Origin of the sequence: Streptomyces sp. NPDC127114, from assembly GCF_042677525.1 — a bacterium.
Classification (GTDB): domain Bacteria; phylum Actinomycetota; class Actinomycetes; order Streptomycetales; family Streptomycetaceae; genus Streptomyces.
This window is the reverse complement of the sequence record NZ_JBHXTJ010000009.1, coordinates 22,048-38,173: the sequence shown is the minus strand read 5'-3', so window position 1 is coordinate 38,173 and position 16,126 is coordinate 22,048. Positions and strand designations below refer to the sequence as shown.

Annotated in this window: 14 protein-coding genes and 1 tRNA gene; 5 read left to right on the top strand and 10 right to left on the bottom strand. The window is 71.6% G+C overall.

Features of this window, described 5'->3' with window-relative positions; all coding sequences use genetic code 11:
* The first annotated feature begins 113 nt into the window (after nt 1–113).
* Nucleotides 114–992: a glycosyltransferase family 2 protein gene (locus ACFVGS_RS12045; protein WP_384409190.1), complete on the top strand. Its 879-nt coding sequence runs from the start codon at nt 114–116 to the stop codon at nt 990–992.
* A 109-nt stretch (nt 993–1,101) separates the two neighbouring features.
* On the opposite strand, the gene ACFVGS_RS12040 is transcribed toward ACFVGS_RS12045, so the two are convergent.
* The 4 genes from ACFVGS_RS12040 to ACFVGS_RS12025 all read right to left on the bottom strand — a co-directional run bounded on the left by ACFVGS_RS12040 (nt 1,102) and on the right by ACFVGS_RS12025 (nt 3,708).
* Nucleotides 1,102–1,174, bottom strand: a tRNA-His gene (locus ACFVGS_RS12040).
* Nucleotides 1,175–1,316: 142 nt separating this feature from the next.
* Nucleotides 1,317–1,919 (bottom strand): oligoribonuclease, encoded by a 603-nt coding sequence (gene orn / locus ACFVGS_RS12035; RefSeq protein WP_384409192.1) that lies wholly within the window; start codon nt 1,917–1,919, stop codon nt 1,317–1,319.
* A gap of 129 nt (nt 1,920–2,048) precedes the next feature.
* Complete coding sequence (locus tag ACFVGS_RS12030) at nt 2,049–3,221, bottom strand: helix-turn-helix domain-containing protein (RefSeq protein ID WP_384409194.1); 1,173 nt, start codon at nt 3,219–3,221, stop codon at nt 2,049–2,051.
* Nucleotides 3,222–3,528: 307 nt separating this feature from the next.
* Entirely contained in the window at nt 3,529–3,708 is a 180-nt protein-coding gene (locus ACFVGS_RS12025; protein WP_384409262.1) for a hypothetical protein, read from the bottom strand.
* A gap of 548 nt (nt 3,709–4,256) precedes the next feature.
* On the opposite strand from ACFVGS_RS12025, the gene ACFVGS_RS12020 reads away from it, so the two are divergent.
* Nucleotides 4,257–4,778 carry a universal stress protein gene (locus ACFVGS_RS12020; protein WP_384409196.1) on the top strand — a complete coding sequence of 174 codons (522 nt, stop codon included), beginning with the start codon at nt 4,257–4,259 and terminating at the stop codon, nt 4,776–4,778.
* Between the two features lie 160 nt (nt 4,779–4,938).
* A complete protein-coding gene (locus ACFVGS_RS12015) occupies nt 4,939–5,499 on the top strand; it encodes a GPR1/FUN34/YaaH family transporter (RefSeq protein ID WP_385692419.1) in 561 nt (186 codons plus the stop codon).
* Nucleotides 5,500–5,627: 128 nt separating this feature from the next.
* Here ACFVGS_RS12015 and glmS read toward each other — a convergent pair whose 3' ends face one another.
* Entirely contained in the window at nt 5,628–7,445 is a 1,818-nt protein-coding gene (gene glmS, locus ACFVGS_RS12010) for a glutamine--fructose-6-phosphate transaminase (isomerizing) (protein WP_384409200.1), read from the bottom strand.
* Between the two features lie 71 nt (nt 7,446–7,516).
* The gene (locus tag ACFVGS_RS12005) at nt 7,517–7,792 is read right to left on the bottom strand and encodes a hypothetical protein (RefSeq protein WP_041662420.1); all 276 of its coding nucleotides are present in this window, start codon (nt 7,790–7,792) and stop codon (nt 7,517–7,519) included.
* Nucleotides 7,793–7,976: 184 nt separating this feature from the next.
* Between ACFVGS_RS12005 and ACFVGS_RS12000 the strand changes: the two genes are divergently transcribed.
* Nucleotides 7,977–9,599, top strand: a complete 1,623-nt coding sequence (locus tag ACFVGS_RS12000; protein WP_385692418.1) for a beta-N-acetylhexosaminidase — start codon at nt 7,977–7,979, stop codon at nt 9,597–9,599.
* 114 nt (nt 9,600–9,713) lie between these two features.
* Nucleotides 9,714–10,958, top strand: coding sequence for a calcium-binding protein (locus tag ACFVGS_RS11995; RefSeq protein WP_384409204.1), 1,245 nt, complete (start codon nt 9,714–9,716; stop codon nt 10,956–10,958).
* A 74-nt stretch (nt 10,959–11,032) separates the two neighbouring features.
* Here ACFVGS_RS11995 and ACFVGS_RS11990 read toward each other — a convergent pair whose 3' ends face one another.
* Genes ACFVGS_RS11990 through ACFVGS_RS11975 form a run of 4 tightly spaced genes read right to left on the bottom strand, consistent with a single transcriptional unit; the run spans nt 11,033 to nt 16,107 of the window.
* A complete protein-coding gene (locus tag ACFVGS_RS11990; RefSeq protein WP_385692417.1) occupies nt 11,033–12,817 on the bottom strand; it encodes an IucA/IucC family protein in 1,785 nt (594 codons plus the stop codon).
* Complete coding sequence (locus ACFVGS_RS11985; RefSeq protein ID WP_384409208.1) at nt 12,814–13,377, bottom strand: GNAT family N-acetyltransferase; 564 nt, start codon at nt 13,375–13,377, stop codon at nt 12,814–12,816. Before ACFVGS_RS11985 ends, ACFVGS_RS11990 begins: the two co-directional genes overlap by 4 nt.
* Complete coding sequence (locus ACFVGS_RS11980) at nt 13,374–14,651, bottom strand: lysine N(6)-hydroxylase/L-ornithine N(5)-oxygenase family protein (RefSeq protein WP_384409210.1); 1,278 nt, start codon at nt 14,649–14,651, stop codon at nt 13,374–13,376. The genes ACFVGS_RS11985 and ACFVGS_RS11980 overlap by 4 nt, the downstream gene beginning before the upstream one ends.
* Nucleotides 14,644–16,107 carry a pyridoxal phosphate-dependent decarboxylase family protein gene (locus ACFVGS_RS11975; RefSeq protein WP_385692416.1) on the bottom strand — a complete coding sequence of 488 codons (1,464 nt, stop codon included), beginning with the start codon at nt 16,105–16,107 and terminating at the stop codon, nt 14,644–14,646. The genes ACFVGS_RS11980 and ACFVGS_RS11975 overlap by 8 nt, the downstream gene beginning before the upstream one ends.
* Nucleotides 16,108–16,126: the final 19 nt, after the last annotated feature.

Here is a 16,126-nt window from a genome sequence, read left to right as displayed (position 1 = left end):
ACGGTGATCATGACGGCCGGGCGTGCGCCGTGTGCCGTCCACGTGAACGGACGGGGACGCGGGCCCGTTAGCATCGCGGGACCCGGGATGGTGATCGACGGACGGAGTGGGTTGTGGCGCGACCGCGTGTGGGTGTGGCGGTGCTGACGATGGGCACGCGCCCGAAGGAGCTGCGGGCGCTGCTCGATTCGGTGGCCGCGCAGGACGAGCCGGCCACCCGGGTCGTCGTGATCGGCAACGGCGCGGGAACGCTGGCCGATCTGCCGGACGGCGTGCACGGGGTGGAGCTCCCGGAGAACCGCGGGGTGTCCGGCGGCCGCAACGTCGCGATCGAGACGCTCCGGTCCTTCGGCGACGTCGACGTCCTGGTGGACCTCGACGACGACGGCCTGCTCGTGGACACGGACGTGTTCCGCCGGCTCGTCGACCTGTACGAGGCGGAGCCGGAGCTCGGCGTGGTCTCCTTCCGCATCGCCGACGAGAACGGCGAGACGCAGCGGCGGCACGTGCCCCGGCTCGGCGCCAAGGACCCGATGCGGGGCGGCGAGGTGACCACTTTCCTGGGCGGCGGCCACGGCCTGTCGATGCGCATGCTCGACCGGATCGGCGGCTGGCCCGAGGACTTCTTCTTCACCCACGAGGAGACCGACCTCGCCTGGCGCGCCCTCGACGACGGCTGGACCGTGCGGTACGCGCCGGAGCTGCTCCTCCAGCACCCGAAGACCAGCCCGGCCCGGCACGCGGTCTACTACCGGATGACCGCCCGCAACCGGGTGTGGCTGGCCAAGCGGAACCTGCCGGTCCTGCTCGTCCCCGTCTACCTGGGCGTGTGGACGCTGCTGACCCTGGCCCGCACCCGCTCCCTGCCGGGCCTGCGCGCCTGGTTCGCCGGCTTCTTCGAGGGCGTCCGCCGCTCCGGCGGCACCCGCCGCCCGATGCGCTGGTCCACGGTGTGGCGCATGGGCCGCCTGGGCCGCCCGCCGGTGATCTGACCCGCGTCCTCCTCGGTCCCGTCCCTCCTGGGGGTGGGACCGAGGCGTACGTGAGCGGGAGAAACGACCGAGGCCCCGGTTCTTCCGAACCGGGGCCTCGACCTCTCAGGGTGAGTAACGGGACTCGAACCCGCGACATCCTGGACCACAACCAGGTGCTCTACCAGCTGAGCTATACCCACCACGACCGGTCATTCGCCCGAGGGCTTCCCTGACCGGCCGAGAAGAAGTCTACAGGGTCCGAGGGGGTGCTCGCGCACACGTTTTCCCCGAGGGGGTCCGGCGGGCGCGAGCGGCTTCCCGGCGGGGGCCCGGGGCCGGCCCCTACTCGGCCGGGAGGACGTGGCGGGCCGCGATCTGCTTCGCGGTCTCCGAGTCCGGGCCGGGCTGCGGCACGAAGATCGCCTCGCGGTAGTAGCGGAGCTCGGCGATGGACTCGCGGATGTCGGCGAGCGCCCGGTGGTTGCCGTTCTTCTCCGGACTGTTGAAGTACGCCCTCGGGTACCAGCGGCGCGCCAGTTCCTTGACCGAGGAGACATCGACGATCCGGTAGTGGAGGTGGCTCTCCAGGGCGGGCATGTCCCGGGCGAGGAAGCCGCGGTCGGTGGAGACCGAGTTCCCGCACAGCGGGGCCCTGGCGGGCTCCTTGACGTGCTCGCGCACGTACGCGAGGACCTGCGCCTCGGCGTCGGCCAGGGTGGTGCCCTCGGCCAGCGCGTCGAGCAGGCCCGAGGCCGTGTGCATCTGGCGCACGATCTCCGGCATGGTCTCCAGGGCCGCGTCCGGCGGGCGGATCACGATGTCCACGCCTTCGCCGAGCACGTTCAGTTCCGAGTCGGTGACCAGTGCGGCCACCTCGATGAGTGCGTCGTCCGTCAGCGAGAGCCCGGTCATCTCGCAGTCGATCCACACCATGCGATCGTTCATGCGTCCTACCTTATGGCCGAACGCGGAGCGGAACCGCAGGATGGCCGAAGGGCCCCTCCAGGAGGTGTCCTGGGGAGCCCTTCGGTTTTCTCGGTGCGCGGCTTGTGGCTCGCGCGGCTCAGGAGCCGGTTACGGCGCGCTGCGCTGGCCCGGGAGGGCCGGGCGGCCCCCCGTGAAGGCGTCCGACGGCGGCTTTCCGGGCTCCAGCAGGTGCCCGGGGCGGCGCGGGACCGTCTGGCCCTGGGCCGGGACGACCGCGTCGAGGACCGCCGTGGCGCCCTCGCCCTGCGGCCGCCGGGCCCGGTACGCCGCCCGGTAGGCCGCCGGAGAGGAACCCAGCTGCCGCCGGAAGTGGCCGCGCAGGGCCACCGGCGAGCGGAAGCCGCAGCGTCCCGCGACCTCGTCGACCGAGTAGTCGGAGGTCTCCAGGAGCCGCTGTGCCTGGAGCACCCGCTGGGTGATCAGCCACTGCAGCGGCGCCGAGCCGGTCAGCGAGCGGAAGCGGCGGTCGAACGTACGACGGCTCATGTACGCCCTCGCCGCCAGGGTCTCCACGTCGAACTGCTCGTGGAGGTGCTCCAGCGCCCAGGCGACGACCTCGGCCAGCGGGTCGGCGCCGATCTCCTCGGGTAAAGACCTGTCGAGGTAGCGCTCCTGACCGCCGCTGCGCCGCGGCGGGACGACCAGCCGGCGCGCCAGGGCGCCCGCGGCCTCCGTGCCGTGGTCGGTCCGCACGATGTGCAGACAGAGGTCGATGCCGGCCGCGGTGCCGGCCGAGGTCAGCACGTCGCCGTCGTCGACGAAGAGCTCCCGCGGGTCCACGTGGACCGACGGATAGCGCTTGGCGAGCGTCGGCGCGTACATCCAGTGCGTGGTCGCCGGGCGGCCGTCGAGCAGGCCGGCCGCGGCGAGGACGAAGGCGCCGGTGCACAGACCGACGATGCGCGCGCCCTCCTCGTGGGCCCGGCGGAGCGCTTCGAGCGCCTCCGGCGGCGGCGGTGAGGTGATCGAGCGCCAGGCGGGCACCACGACGGTGCCGGCCCGGCTGATCGCCTCCAGGCCGTACGGCGCGGAGAGTTCGAGCCCGCCTGTGGTCCGCAGGGGGCCGTCCTCGCCGGCGCATACGAGCAGTCGGTAGCGTGGCACCCCCGCGTCCTGGCGGTCGATGCCGAAAACGGAGAGCGGGATGGAGCTCTCGAAGATGGGGCCACCGCTGAACAGCAGTACCGCGACGACTTCGCGACGGCGGCGCCCGGACAGCTTCCGTGCCGCCTCCGGTGCGGCGGAGTGGTCCTGGCTCATGACGCTAAGCCCCCCTCGGTGTTGGCGTCTCCCTGGTCGTGTCGCTGTGCCACGTTTCCCCTCGGTTTTGCGCGAGACCCCAGTCTTCGGTATCCATGATCGAATCTACTGCGTCCCGTGGCGCCCGAGCGACAAGTTCTCCTTCCGGCACATTGTCGACATGGGCACTTGGCGTGAAGCGTTCGATCAGGAAGCCCAGTCCAGGGCGGTGATGCCTGGACCTACGCGGGTTGAGCGGTCTTCGGCCACAGTCTGGCCGGGCACAGGAACTTGGCTGAAAACATACGGGATCGGCTGTGCGACCCTGTCAACTCCGCGAGTGGCGCTCGGCCCGCAGACCCCGTTCGGAGCGCCGCAGCAGCACCCGGCAGGCCGCCGTCACGGCGGCCAGGCCGAGCGCGGTGCCGGCCGCGCCGCCCAGTGAGGTGCCGTAGACCACGAGGACGACCGGGACGAGCGCGCAGCAGAAGACCGCCCAGCGGACCACGTCGCTCGCCGCGTCCGGCCCGGTGCCGGCGCCCGGCGTCCCGTGCTCGCCGGGACCGCCCGGACCGCCCGCCTCCCGCGCCCGGCGGCGCCCGCGCGGCCGGGGGGCGCGGGGGCCGGCGGGCGCGGCGCCGGGGGGTGCGAGGAAGGCGGTGACCGTCTCGGCGGAGGCGAGGGCGGCGGGGTCGAGGCGGTCGTCGGTGTCCATGGGCGACGGTGCGGGCACGGGCGGGCTCCCTGCGACGGTGGCGTTGACCTGTGGGAACGAGGAGCGGAACGTTCCGGTCACTGCGCGGGGCGTCCGTTTGGCCCCCGTTCGGACTCCTGTAGGGCACATCCGGCATTGCGCTACGGCGCGGGGCTCGTGCATGCTCCCTGGAACGCCGTAACGGCGCCCGGCGGCCGCCCCTGGGCACGAGAGGAGTGTCGCCGTACCCTTGGGGGTATGGGCTTGGGAAGATGATTCCCGGACACAGCTCCGCCGCCAACCGTTGTTCCGCTCCCCGTCCTGCCCGTCCCTTCCAGAGGACCCTCTTCGCCGAGACACCGATGGCCGGTCACGAATTCCCCGAACCCGCGGACCGCAAGCGCGTCGCCGACTCCACGGTCGACCCCCTCGCGGTGGAACAGCCCCGTCACGCCTGCGACCCGGCCTTCCGGCACGGTGTCGTCGTCGGATTCGACGGCTCGACGTCCAGTGAACGAGCCCTCGCGTACGCCATCGGCATGGCCCGCCGCTCCGGATCGGGCCTGATCATCGTGCACGTCGCCAACCGGCTGCCCACCACCGTGTGGGCCGGCTGCGAGCCGCCGGTCTTCGTCGACGTGCCGGACCACCGCACCGAGGTCCTCGGCCTGGAGCTGGCCTGCGCGGAGCACCTGTCCGAGGTGCCGTGGATCCTGGTCGAGCGCGGCGGAGACATCTGCCACGAACTGGAAGAGGTCGGCCGGGAGTACTCCGCCGACGCGATCGTGGTGGGCTCCACGCACGGCGTGGTCGGGCGGATCTTCGGCTCGGTGGCCGGCCGGCTCGCACGGCGCGCCCAGCGCCCGGTCGTCGTCATCCCGTAACAGCGGCACCGTCGGCCCCTCGGTCCGCTCCCTCAACTCCCTTGTTCCGGCCATAATTTCGGCCTTCCTCAGGTGAATTGTGCGCTTGTGAAGGGTACATAAAGCTCACCGGAACAAAGCAGCCCAAGCAGCACAACTGCACACCTGAAGGGAGCCCGCCGTGTCCAATGACGCCACCGCGGGAAACAGCACCTCCACCCTCGGACACCTCGCACTCGGACTGACCCTGCTGGCCTTCGGCATCGGCTCCACCGGCGTGGTCGACCACGTCGGCGCGGCGGACGCGGCCGGGCTCGCGACCTGGGTCGGCGGTGTGGCCCTGTTCCTCGTCGGCCTGCTCGCCCTGCGTGCGGGCAACACCGGTGAGGGCACGGCCTATTCGGCGCTCGGCGCCTTCTGGTTCACCTGGGGCACCGGCGTCGGCGACACCGGCTCCGCCGAGGCCGCCGGTCTCTTCCTGCTGCTGTGGGCGCTCCTCGCGCTCACCCTGACCATGGCCTCGGGCGGCAGCGGCCTCTTCGGACAGGGCGTGTACGGGCTGCTCTTCGTCGCCCTGCTGCTGCTCGGCATCGGCGCCCTCGCCGACAACTCGGGCCTCGGCAAGGCGGGCGGCTGGGTGGCCGCGGTGGCCGGCCTCGCGGCCTGGTACGGCGCGACGGCGGCGGTGGCCGGCTGGCCGACCTCGCTGGCCCGCGGCTCCCGCGCGGCCGCGGCGAGCTGATCCGTACCTCACGCGCAAAGCAGCGGTCCCCGTGCTCCTGGGAAGCACGGGGACCGCTGTGGTGTCCGGCCGACGCCGGGGGACAGGCCCGGCGGGCGGGGGTCCGGGGGACAGGCCCGGAGGCCCCGCTACTCGACCGTGACGGACTTGGCCAGGTTCCGCGGCTTGTCGATGTCGCGGCCCATGGCGAGCGCGGTGTGGTACGCGAGGAGCTGGAGCGGGATGCCCATGAGGATCGGGTCGAGCTCGTCCTCGTTCTTCGGCACGACGATGGTGTGGTCGGCCTTCTCCTGCACCTGGTGCGCGACCGCGAGGATGCGGCCGCTGCGGGCCTTGATCTCCTCCAGTGCGGCGCGGTTCTTCTCGAGCAGGTCGTCGTCGGGGACGATCGCGACCGTCGGCAGGGCCGGCTCGATGAGGGCGAGCGGGCCGTGCTTCAGCTCGGAGGCCGGGTAGGCCTCGGCGTGGATGTAGGAGATCTCCTTCAGCTTGAGGGAGGCCTCCAGGGCGACCGGGTAGCCCCGGACCCGGCCGATGAACATCATCGACTGGGCGCCCGCGTACTCCTTGGCCAGCTTCTCGATCTCGTCCTCGGTCTTGAGGATCTCCTCGATCTGGCCGGGCAGCTTGCGCAGGCCCTCGATGATCCGCTTGCCGTCGGTGACGGACAGGTCGCGGATGCGGCCGAGGTGCAGGGCGAGCAGCGCGAAGGCGACCACCGTGTTGGTGAAGCACTTGGTGGAGACGACGCAGACCTCGGGACCCGCGTGGACGTAGACGCCGCCGTCGGCCTCACGGGCGATGGCGGAGCCGACCACGTTGACCACGCCGAGGACGCGGGCGCCCTTGCGCTTGAGCTCCTGGACGGCGGCGAGCACGTCGTAGGTCTCGCCGGACTGGGAGACGGCGATGTAGAGGGTGTCGGGGTCGACGACCGGGTTGCGGTAGCGGAACTCGGAGGCCGGCTCGGCGTCGGCCGGGATACGGGCCATGCCCTCGATGAGGGAGGCGCCGATCAGACCGGCGTGGTACGAGGTGCCGCAGCCGAGGATCTTGATCCGGCGGATCGAGCGGGCCTCACGGGCGTCCAGGTTCAGGCCGCCGAGGTGCACGGTGGAGAAGCGGTCGTCGATCCGGCCGCGCAGCACGCGGTCGACCGCGGCGGGCTGCTCGGAGATCTCCTTGTGCATGTAGGTGTCGTGGCCGCCCATGTCGTACGAGGCGGCCTCCCACTCCACGGTCTCCGGGGTGGCGTTGGTGGACGCGCCCGAGGTCGTGTAGGTGCGGAAGTCGTCGGCCTTCAGGGTGGCCATCTCGCCGTCGTCGAGGGTGACGACCTGGCGGGTGTGGGCGACCAGGGCGGCGACGTCGGAGGCGACGAACATCTCCTTCTCGCCGATGCCGAGGACGACCGGGGAGCCGTTGCGGGCCACCACGATGCGGTCGTTGAAGTCGGCGTGCATGACGGCGATGCCGTAGGTGCCCTCGATGTGCTTGAGCGCCTCGCGGACCTTCTCCTCCAGGGAGTCGGCCTGGGAGCGGGCGATCAGGTGGGTGATGACCTCGGTGTCGGTCTCGGAGGCGAAGACGACGCCGTCGGCCTCGAGCTTGGCGCGCAGCTCGGCCGCGTTGTCGACGATGCCGTTGTGGACGACGGCGACCTTGTTCTCGGGGTCGAGGTGCGGGTGGGCGTTGACGTCGCTCGGGGCGCCGTGGGTGGCCCAGCGGGTGTGCGCGATGCCGGTGGTGCCCGCGAAGCGCTTGGGGACGCGGGCCTCGAGGTCGCGGACCCGGCCCTTGGCCTTCACCATCTTCAGGCCGGAGGCCTTCGGGCTGGTGACGACGATGCCGGCGGAGTCGTAACCCCGGTACTCGAGCCGCTGCAGTCCTTCGAGCAGCAGGGGAGCCACGTCGCGCTTGCCGATGTAACCGACGATTCCGCACATAAAGGTGTCAGTCCTCCAGAAGTCAGTGGGTGTGCCCGGCCGGGTGACCGAGGGGGCGGGAGCCCCGGTGGTCAGCCGTAGACGATCCGGCGCAGCTGGCGGAGCGAGAGCTCCGGTGGTGCCACGGCGCGGTGCGGCAGTTCGGCCGCGATCCGCTCGAAGATCTCGGCGTTGACCGCGCCGCCCGACTGCAGCTCGCGGTGGCGGCGCCGGACGAAGTCCTCGGTCGACTCGTCGAAGTACGCCAGCACGTCGAGCACCACCCGGGCGGCCTCACCGCGCTGGAGCGCGGTGCTGCGGACCAGGTGGTCGATGAGGTCGTCGTGCGACGGTCGGCGTTCGAGCACCCGTGAATACTGAGGGGTACCCGAGGTGCATTGCAAGAATCCTGCCCGATATCGGGCAGGAGGGGGTGTGATCGCGCCGCCAGACGGACTAATTGGTCTACACCTTGACCCGCGATGGGGCAGGCGGTACGCATGGTGACCGTTCGGATACGCCATGCCCGCAGTCGACCCCATCGAAAGGGACATGCCTGTGCGACCGCGCAGAACGTTTCCGCTCCTCCGCTCCTCGCGGCTCCTCGTCCTCTCCTCCCTGCTCCTCGCCGTCGCCGGCGTGCCCGGTGCGCGGACCGCCGCCGCCGAGCCCCTCGTCCGGCCGCTCGGCGACGTCGTGCCCGTCCCGGCCTCCGTGACGCCCGGCGGCGCGCCGTACACCCTCGGCGCCGCCACCGCCGTCCGCGTCGACCCGGACGACCGCGCGACCCGGGAGATCGGCCGCTACCTCGCCGGGGTGCTCCGGCCCTCCACCGGCTATCCGCTGCCCGTCGTCGACGACGGCGCGGCCCGCGGCGGGATCCTGCTCCGCATCGACCGCGGCGCCACCGCGCTCGGCAAGGAGGGCTACGAGCTGCGCTCCGGCCGCGGCGGCGTCACCCTCACCGCCCACGAGCACGCCGGACTCTTCCGCGGCGTGCAGACCCTGCGCCAGCAGCTGCCCGCTGCCGTCGAGAAGCGCACCGTGCAGCCCGGCCCCTGGAAGATCGCCGGCGGCGTCGTCCGGGACACCCCGCGCTTCGCCTACCGGGGCGCGATGCTCGACGTCTCCCGGCACTTCTTCACCGTCGACCAGGTCAAGCGCTACATCGACCAGCTCGCCCTCTACAAGATCAACAAGCTGCACCTGCACCTGAGCGACGACCAGGGCTGGCGCCTCGCGATCGACTCCTGGCCCCGGCTCGCCGCCCACGGCGGCTCCACGCAGGTCGGCGGCGGCCCCGGCGGCCACTACACCAAGGACGACTACCGCGAGATCGTCCGCTACGCCGCCTCCCGCTACCAGGAGGTGGTGCCCGAGATCGACATGCCCGGCCACACCAACGCGGCGCTCGCCTCCTACGCCGAGCTCAACTGCGACGGCGTCGCGCCACCGCTCTACACGGGGACGAGCGTGGGCTTCAGCTCGCTGTGCGTGCCCAAGGAGGTCACGTACGACTTCGTGGACGACGTCGTCCGCGAACTCGCCGCCCTCACGCCCGGCCGCCACCTCCACATCGGCGGCGACGAGGCGCACTCCACCAGCCACGCCGACTACGTCGCCTTCATGGACCGGGTGCAGCCGGTCGTCGCGAAGTACGGCAAGACCGTCGTCGGCTGGCACCAGCTGACCGGCGCCCGGCCCGCCGAGGGCGCGCTCGCCCAGTGGTGGGGCCTGGACCGCTCGTCGGCGGCGGAGAAGGAACGGGTCGCGGCGGCCGCGCGGGCGGGCACCAGGGTGATCCTCTCGCCCGCCGACCGGGCCTACCTCGACATGAAGTACACGAAGGACACCCCGCTCGGCCTGTCCTGGGCGGGTTACGTGGAGGTCCGGCGGTCCTACGACTGGGACCCGGCGACCCTGCTGCCGGGCCTGCCCGAGTCGGCCATCGCGGGCGTCGAGGCCCCGCTGTGGACCGAGACCGTCTCCACGAGCGCCCACATCGACCACATGGCCTTCCCACGCCTGCCGGGCATCGCCGAACTGGGCTGGTCACCGGCGGCCACGCACGACTGGGAGGCCTACCGGCTGCGCCTGGCCCGGCAGGGTCCGCGACTGAGCGCCCTGGGCGTCGACTTCTACCGGTCGCCGCAGGTGCCGTGGGCGGCCGAGTAGCCGCCCGACTCATCGGGTGAAATTACTTTCCGTGCATCACGGGGCCCCTCCACCACGGGCAGACATCGCGCAGAGTGACCGACTCGCGATCCCCGCCACGGGAAGGAACCACCCATGCCCCGAACACGAGCCGTCCGCCCCGCGGCGCACCGCCGGACCGTCAGCCTGCTGTGCGCCCCGGTGCTCGCCGCCGCGGCGCTCACCGTCACCACGGGTACGCCCGCCGCGGCGGCGGCCACCTGCTTCGAGGCGGCCGCCACCGTCACCGGCACCACCGGGACCCCCGGCGACGACGTCATCATCGGTACGCCCGGCAGCGACGTCATCGACGGCAGGGGCGGCAACGACAAGATCTGCGGCCTCGGCGGCGGCGACCTCGTCCACGGCGGGGACGGCGACGACAGCATCTCGGGCGGTACCGGGGACGACCGCCTCTTCGGCGACGCCGGCAACGACAGCATGACGGGCGACGAACGCGCCTACACCGGTAACGTCACGAGCTCCACCGGGCGGGACTACCTCGACGGCGGCGCCGGGCACGACTTCCTGCTCGGCGACAACGGGGCGTCGCAGGGCACCGCCGCCGGAGCCTCCCCCGACGTCCTCGTCGGCGCGGACGGTGACGACGTCCTGTACGGGGACGACGCCGGCGACCACGCCGACGGCGCGGCACCCGACCGGATCATCGGCGGCAACGGGGAGGACGTCCTCGTCGGTGACTCCCTCGGCTACTTCTCGGCGTCGGGCGCCGCGGACGACGTGCTGCTCGAAGGTGCCGGCACGTTCGGCGACGTCACGGGGGACAGCTTCGCGCCGTTCGGCAACGCGACCGGGGCGGGCGGCGACGACCTGATCGACCTGGGAACGGACGGCGCGTTCGGAGCCGTCGGCGACCACACGTCCGGCGGCACCGCGGTCGGCTCCGGCAACGACCGCATCATCGGCGGCAGCACGGGCGAGATCATCCTCATCGGCGACAGCACGCTCGTCGATCCCACCGGCGCGACCGCGGGCAACGACCAGATCGACGGCCGCGGCGGCGACGACCGGATCTTCGGCGACAACTCGGACTGGAGCCAGACGCTCGGCACCGTCGGCGGCCGGGACGTCCTGCGCGGCGGCGACGCCAACGACTTCCTGCGCGGCGGCCCCGCCGACGACGCCCTCGACGGCCAGGCCGGCGTCGACGACTGCGACGGCGAGGGCGGGACGGACACCGTGGTCAACTGCGAAGGGCAGCAGACCGCCCGGCGGCCCGGCCGGCCGGCCCGGAGCGCCGCCCCCGGCCTGACGGCCCGCACGCCGACGGACCGCCCCTCGTACGCCCGGCTCGTCGCACCGACCGGTCGGCTCCGCTAGACGGGCGCCGGACGCCCACATGACGACGGGCCCTGGCGGAGGACCGTAACTCCGCCAGGGCCCGCGCCGGTCCGTCAGGCGAACCGCGCGATCGGGTTCACCAGGTCGCCGACGAGCTGGAGTGCCGCCGACGGGTCCGCCAGGTCCACCATCTGCTTGTTGTTGCGCAGCTGGAGGCGGTTGAGGGCCGAGAGGGCGAAGGTCTCGGCGAACACGTCGTACTGCGCGAAGCGGTCCGCCAGCTCCGGCTTGGAGTCCTGGTAGCCCTTCACGCACTCCGCGACCGTGCGCCAGAAGTCGTCCTCGCCGACGACGCCCTCCGCGGCCAGCGTGGCACCGAGGAAGCGCAGGAAGCAGTCGAAGACGTCCGTGAAGACGGACAGGAGCTTCATGTCCTCCGGGACCTCGGCCCGGATCCGCTCCACGGCCGGCGGCAGGACCGCGTCCGGGTCCATGACGCAGATCTCCTCGGCGATGTCCTTGAAGATCGCCCGGGACACCGCGCCCTGCTCGTCGAGGACCAGGATCACGTTCTCGCCGTGCGGCATGTAGACCAGGTCGTACGCGTAGAAGCAGTGCAGCACCGGCAGCAGGTAGGCGTCCAGGTAGCGGCGCAGCCAGTCGGCCGGGGCGAGGCCCGACTCCTTGATCAGGGCGCCCGTGAAGGACGCGCCCTCGTGGTCGACGTGCAGCAGCGACGCCATCGTGGCGAGCCGCTCGCCCTCGGCGAGGGACGGCACCGGGGACTCGCGCCACAGCGCGGCGAGCATCTTGCGGTAGGGCGAGTAGCGGTCGGTGGCGGCCTCGTACTCCAGGTGCCGGTAGCCGACCGCCGCCCGCTCGCGGATGATCGAGAAGCGGGCCGCCTGGAGGACCGGGTCGGCCTCGATCAGACCGGCGAGCCAGTCGTTGATGGCGGGCGTGGCCTCCATGTAGGCGGCCGAGAGGCCCCGCATGAAGCCCATGTTGAGGACGGACAGGGCCGTCTTCACGTAGTGCTTCGCCGGGTCGCTGGTGTTGAAGAAGGTGCGGATGGACTGCTGCGCCAGGTAGGCGTCGTCGCCCTCGCCCAGGTACACGAGCCGCTGCTGCGCCACCTCGGCGGCGAAGGTGACGGCCATCTTGTTCCACCACTGCCAGGGGTGCACCGGCATCAGCAGGTAGTCGGCCAGGTCCAGGCCGCGCTCGGCGAGGGTGGCGGCGAAGCGGTCCACCGCCTCGTCGCCGAGCTCGGCACGGATGAACGCGTCGTACTCCACGTCCGCGCCGGCCGTGAAGGTGGCGCGGTCGCGGTGCGCGGCCAGCCACACCAGGTGGATCGGGCTCGCGGCCTCGGGGGCGTAGGCGCGGTACTCGTCGACGCCGAAGCCGAGCCGCCCGTTGTTGGCGACGAAGCAGGGGTGGCCCTCGGTCATCCCGGTCTCGATCGCCTGGAAGCCGGCCCGGGCCAGCTCGGCGGAGCCGATGCGCGGCTTGGTCGCCTTGTACGCGGTGCCGGCCAGGGTGGAGGAGATCTCCTCCAGGTAGACCGGGAGGATCTCGTCGCTCAGGCCGAGCGAGGCGCGCAGCTCGGTGATGAACTGCAGGGCGTCCAGCGGGAGCTGCTCGCTGCCCCGGTGCCGGCTGATGGACTCCGGGTAGACCTGCCAGTGGTCGAGGGCGAAGCGGTCGGCGGTGAAGCGGTACTCGGTGCGGCCGTCGTCGCTGAGCACCTGGTAGCGGCTGTCACCGAGCTCCTGCGGGTCGAGCAGCCGCTCGTGGATGAACTCGGCGAGGCCCTTGCGGATCAGGGCGCGGTTGGCGTCGGCCCAGCGCTCGGGCGTGAGGTGGGCGACGGGGCTGTCGGTGAGCGCGCTCATGCCGCCACCTCCACGGGCGCGGCGGTCGCCGCGGAGGCGACGGCGGCCTCGAAGGCGGCGCGGGTGCAGAAACTCAGCAGGGCCTTCTTCTCCGGCTTCTGGATCTCCCGCTCGGGCACGAAGCCGACGGCCTCGTTGAGCGCGTGCACGGCGGTGTTGCGGACGTCGGGTTCGACGACCACGCGGGCGGTGGCCGGGTCGGCGAACAGCTCGGCCATGACGGCGGTGATCACCCGGCGGGTGAAGCCGTGCACGGGGGTGTCGGTGGGCGCGACAAGGAAGTGCATGCCGACGTCTCCGGGCTGCGGCTCGTAGAGGCCGACGAGCTCGACCTTCGCGGGGTCGTAGCGCTCCATGAGGAAGGCGGGCTCGCCGTCCACGAGGCCGATGAAGGCGTCGTGGTGCGGGTTCGCGGCGATCGCCATGTACTCGCGCTCGACGTCCTGGAGCGCGAAGCCCTGCATCATCCAATAGGTCGCCTTGGAGTCGGTGACCCAGGGGTGGATCAGCTCCGCGTCCTTCAGCGGGTCGAGCGGGCGTATCTGGACGGTGGCGGTCATACGGCGAACTCCTGGAACGCGATGGTCTTCTCGACGGGGTAGTACTCGGAGCCCAGCATCTCCCCGATGATGTACGCGTTGCGGTACGGCCCCATGCCCAGGTCGGGCGAGGTGATCGAGTGGGTGTGCACGCCGGCGTTCTGCAGGAAGACCCCGCGGCCGGTGGTGTCGACCGAGTAGTTGCGGGCCACGTCGAAGCGGCCCTGGGAGTCCCAGCGGAGGCGGTCCCTGACCGGCTCCAGGAAGGCGGGGACGGTGTACTTGTAGCCGGTGGAGAGGATCAGGCCCTCGGTCTCGATCTCGAAGTCCTTCTCCTGCTCCTCCTGGCGGAAGCCGAGCGTGTACGTGCCGCTCGTCTCGTCGTACGCGGCGGAGTGCAGCGCGGAGTTGGTGAGCAGCCGGGTGGGGACCGGGCCGGCGAAGTTCTTCTGGTAGAGCAGGTCGAAGATGGCGTCGATCAGCTCGCCGTTGATGCCCTTGAAGAGGCCCTTCTGCTGGCTCTCCAGGCGGTAGCGGGTCCGCTCGGGGAGCGCGTGGAAGTAGTCCACGTACTCCGGGGAGGTCATCTCCAGGGTGAGCTTGGTGTACTCCAGCGGGAAGAAGCGCGGGGAGCGGGTCACCCAGTTGAGCCGGTAGCCGTGCACGTCGATCTCGCTGAGGAGGTCGTAGTAGATCTCGGCGGCGCTCTGGCCGCTGCCGACGATCGTGATCGACTTCTTCTTCTGCAGCGCTTCCTTGTTCGGCAGGTAGCGCGAGTTGTGCACGAGGTCGCCGCCCAGGCCCCGGCAGGACTCGGGGACGTACGGCGGGGTGCCGGTGCCGAGCACGATCCGGCGGGCGCGGAACGTTTCTCCGGCCGTGGTGGCCACCACGTACTCCTCGGCGGACTCGTCGAAGGAGACCGAGGAGACGGTGGTCGAGAAGCGGATGGAGGAGAGCTGCGCGGCGGCCCAGCGGCAGTAGTCGTTGTACTCGGCGCGCAGCGGGTAGAAGTTCTCGCGGATGTAGAACGAGTACAGCCGGCCCTTCTCCTTCAGGTACTGGAGGAAGGAGTACGGCGAGGTCGGGTCGGCCAGGGTCACCAGGTCCGACATGAACGGCGTCTGGAGGTGGGCGCCCTCGAGGAACATCCCGGAGTGCCACTCGAAGTCCGGCTTGGACTCGACGAAGAGGCCGTTCAGCTCCTCGATGGGCTCGGTGAGGCAGGCGAGGCCGAGGTTGAAGGGACCGAGCCCGATGCCGATGAAGTCGTACGTCTGAGTCGTCTCAGGCATGGACAAGGTTCTCTCCCAGGTACTGCTCGGCGTGGCCGGCTATCAGATCGAGGACGGCGGCGATGTCGGCCACGGTCGTCTCGGGGTTGAGCAAGGTGAACTTGAGGTACTGGCGGCCGTCGACCTTCGTGCCGGCCACGATCGCCTCGCCGGAGGCCATCAGGGCCTTGCGGGCATGGAGGTTGGCGCGGTCGATGTCCTCGGGCGCGGTGACGTTCTCGGGGATGTAGCGGTAGACGAGGGTGGACAGCTGCGGCTCGACGACCACGTCGTAGCGCGGGTCGGCGGCGAGCAGGTCGAACCCGGCCCGGGCCAGGTCGCAGACCTCGTCGAAGAGGCCGCCGACGCCGTCGGCGCCCATGACGCGCAGGGTCAGCCACAGCTTGAGGGCGTCGAAGCGGCGGGTGGTCTGCAGGGACTTGTCGACCTGGTTGGGGATCTGCTCGGCCAGCGCGCGGCGCGGGTTGAGGTAGTCGGCGTGATAGGTGGCGTGGCGCAGGGTGGCGCCGTCACGGACCAGGACGGCCGAGGAACTCACCGGCTGGAAGAAGGACTTGTGGAAGTCGACGGTGACCGAGTCGGCGTGCTCGATGCCGTCGAGGAGGTGGCGGCGGGTCGGCGAGGCGAGCAGTCCGCAGCCGTAGGCCGCGTCGACGTGCATCCAGGCGCCGTACTCGGCGGCCAGGGCGGCGATCTCGGGCAGCGGGTCGATGGAGCCGAAGTCGGTGGTGCCGGCCGTGGCGACGATCGCCATCGGGATCAGGCCCTCGGCCCGGCAGGCCTCCAGCTCGGCGGCGAGGACGACCGACTGCATGCGGCGCTCGCGGTCGACGGGGACGGAGACGACGGCGTCGCGGGACAGGCCGAGCAGGGTGGCCGACTTCTGGACGCTGAAGTGGCTGCACTCGGAGGAGAAGATCCGCAGTTTCGCCAGGTCGTCGGTGCCCGGACGGCCGTCGCGGCCGGTCCTGGCCTCCTCGCGGGCGAGCAGCAGCGCCTGGAGGTTGGACTGGGTGCCGCCGCTGGTGAACACGCCGTCGGCGAGCGGGCCGAGGCCGATCCGGCCGGTGGTCCAGTCGACGAGCTTGCGCTCGATGAGGGTGCCGCCGGCGCTCTGGTCCCAGGTGTCCAGCGAGGAGTTGACGGCGGACAGGACGGCCTCGCCGAGGACCGCGGGGATCACCACGGGGCAGTTGAGGTGGGCGAGGTAGCGGGGGTGGTGGAAGTAGACCGCGTCGCGCAGGTACACGTCCTCCAGCTCGTCGAGGGCGGCGGAGGCGTCCCCGAGCGGCTTGTCGAGGTCGACGGCGTCGACGACGGGCGCGAGGCCGGCGGGGGTGACACCCGTGAACGGGCCGCGCACGGTGACGAGTTTCCTCGCCACCCGATCCACTCCTTCGGTGACGGAGTGTCGGTACGACTCCGCCGTCGTGGCGTTGAGGAGGTGGGAGCGCATGTGGGGGCCCTTCCGGGAG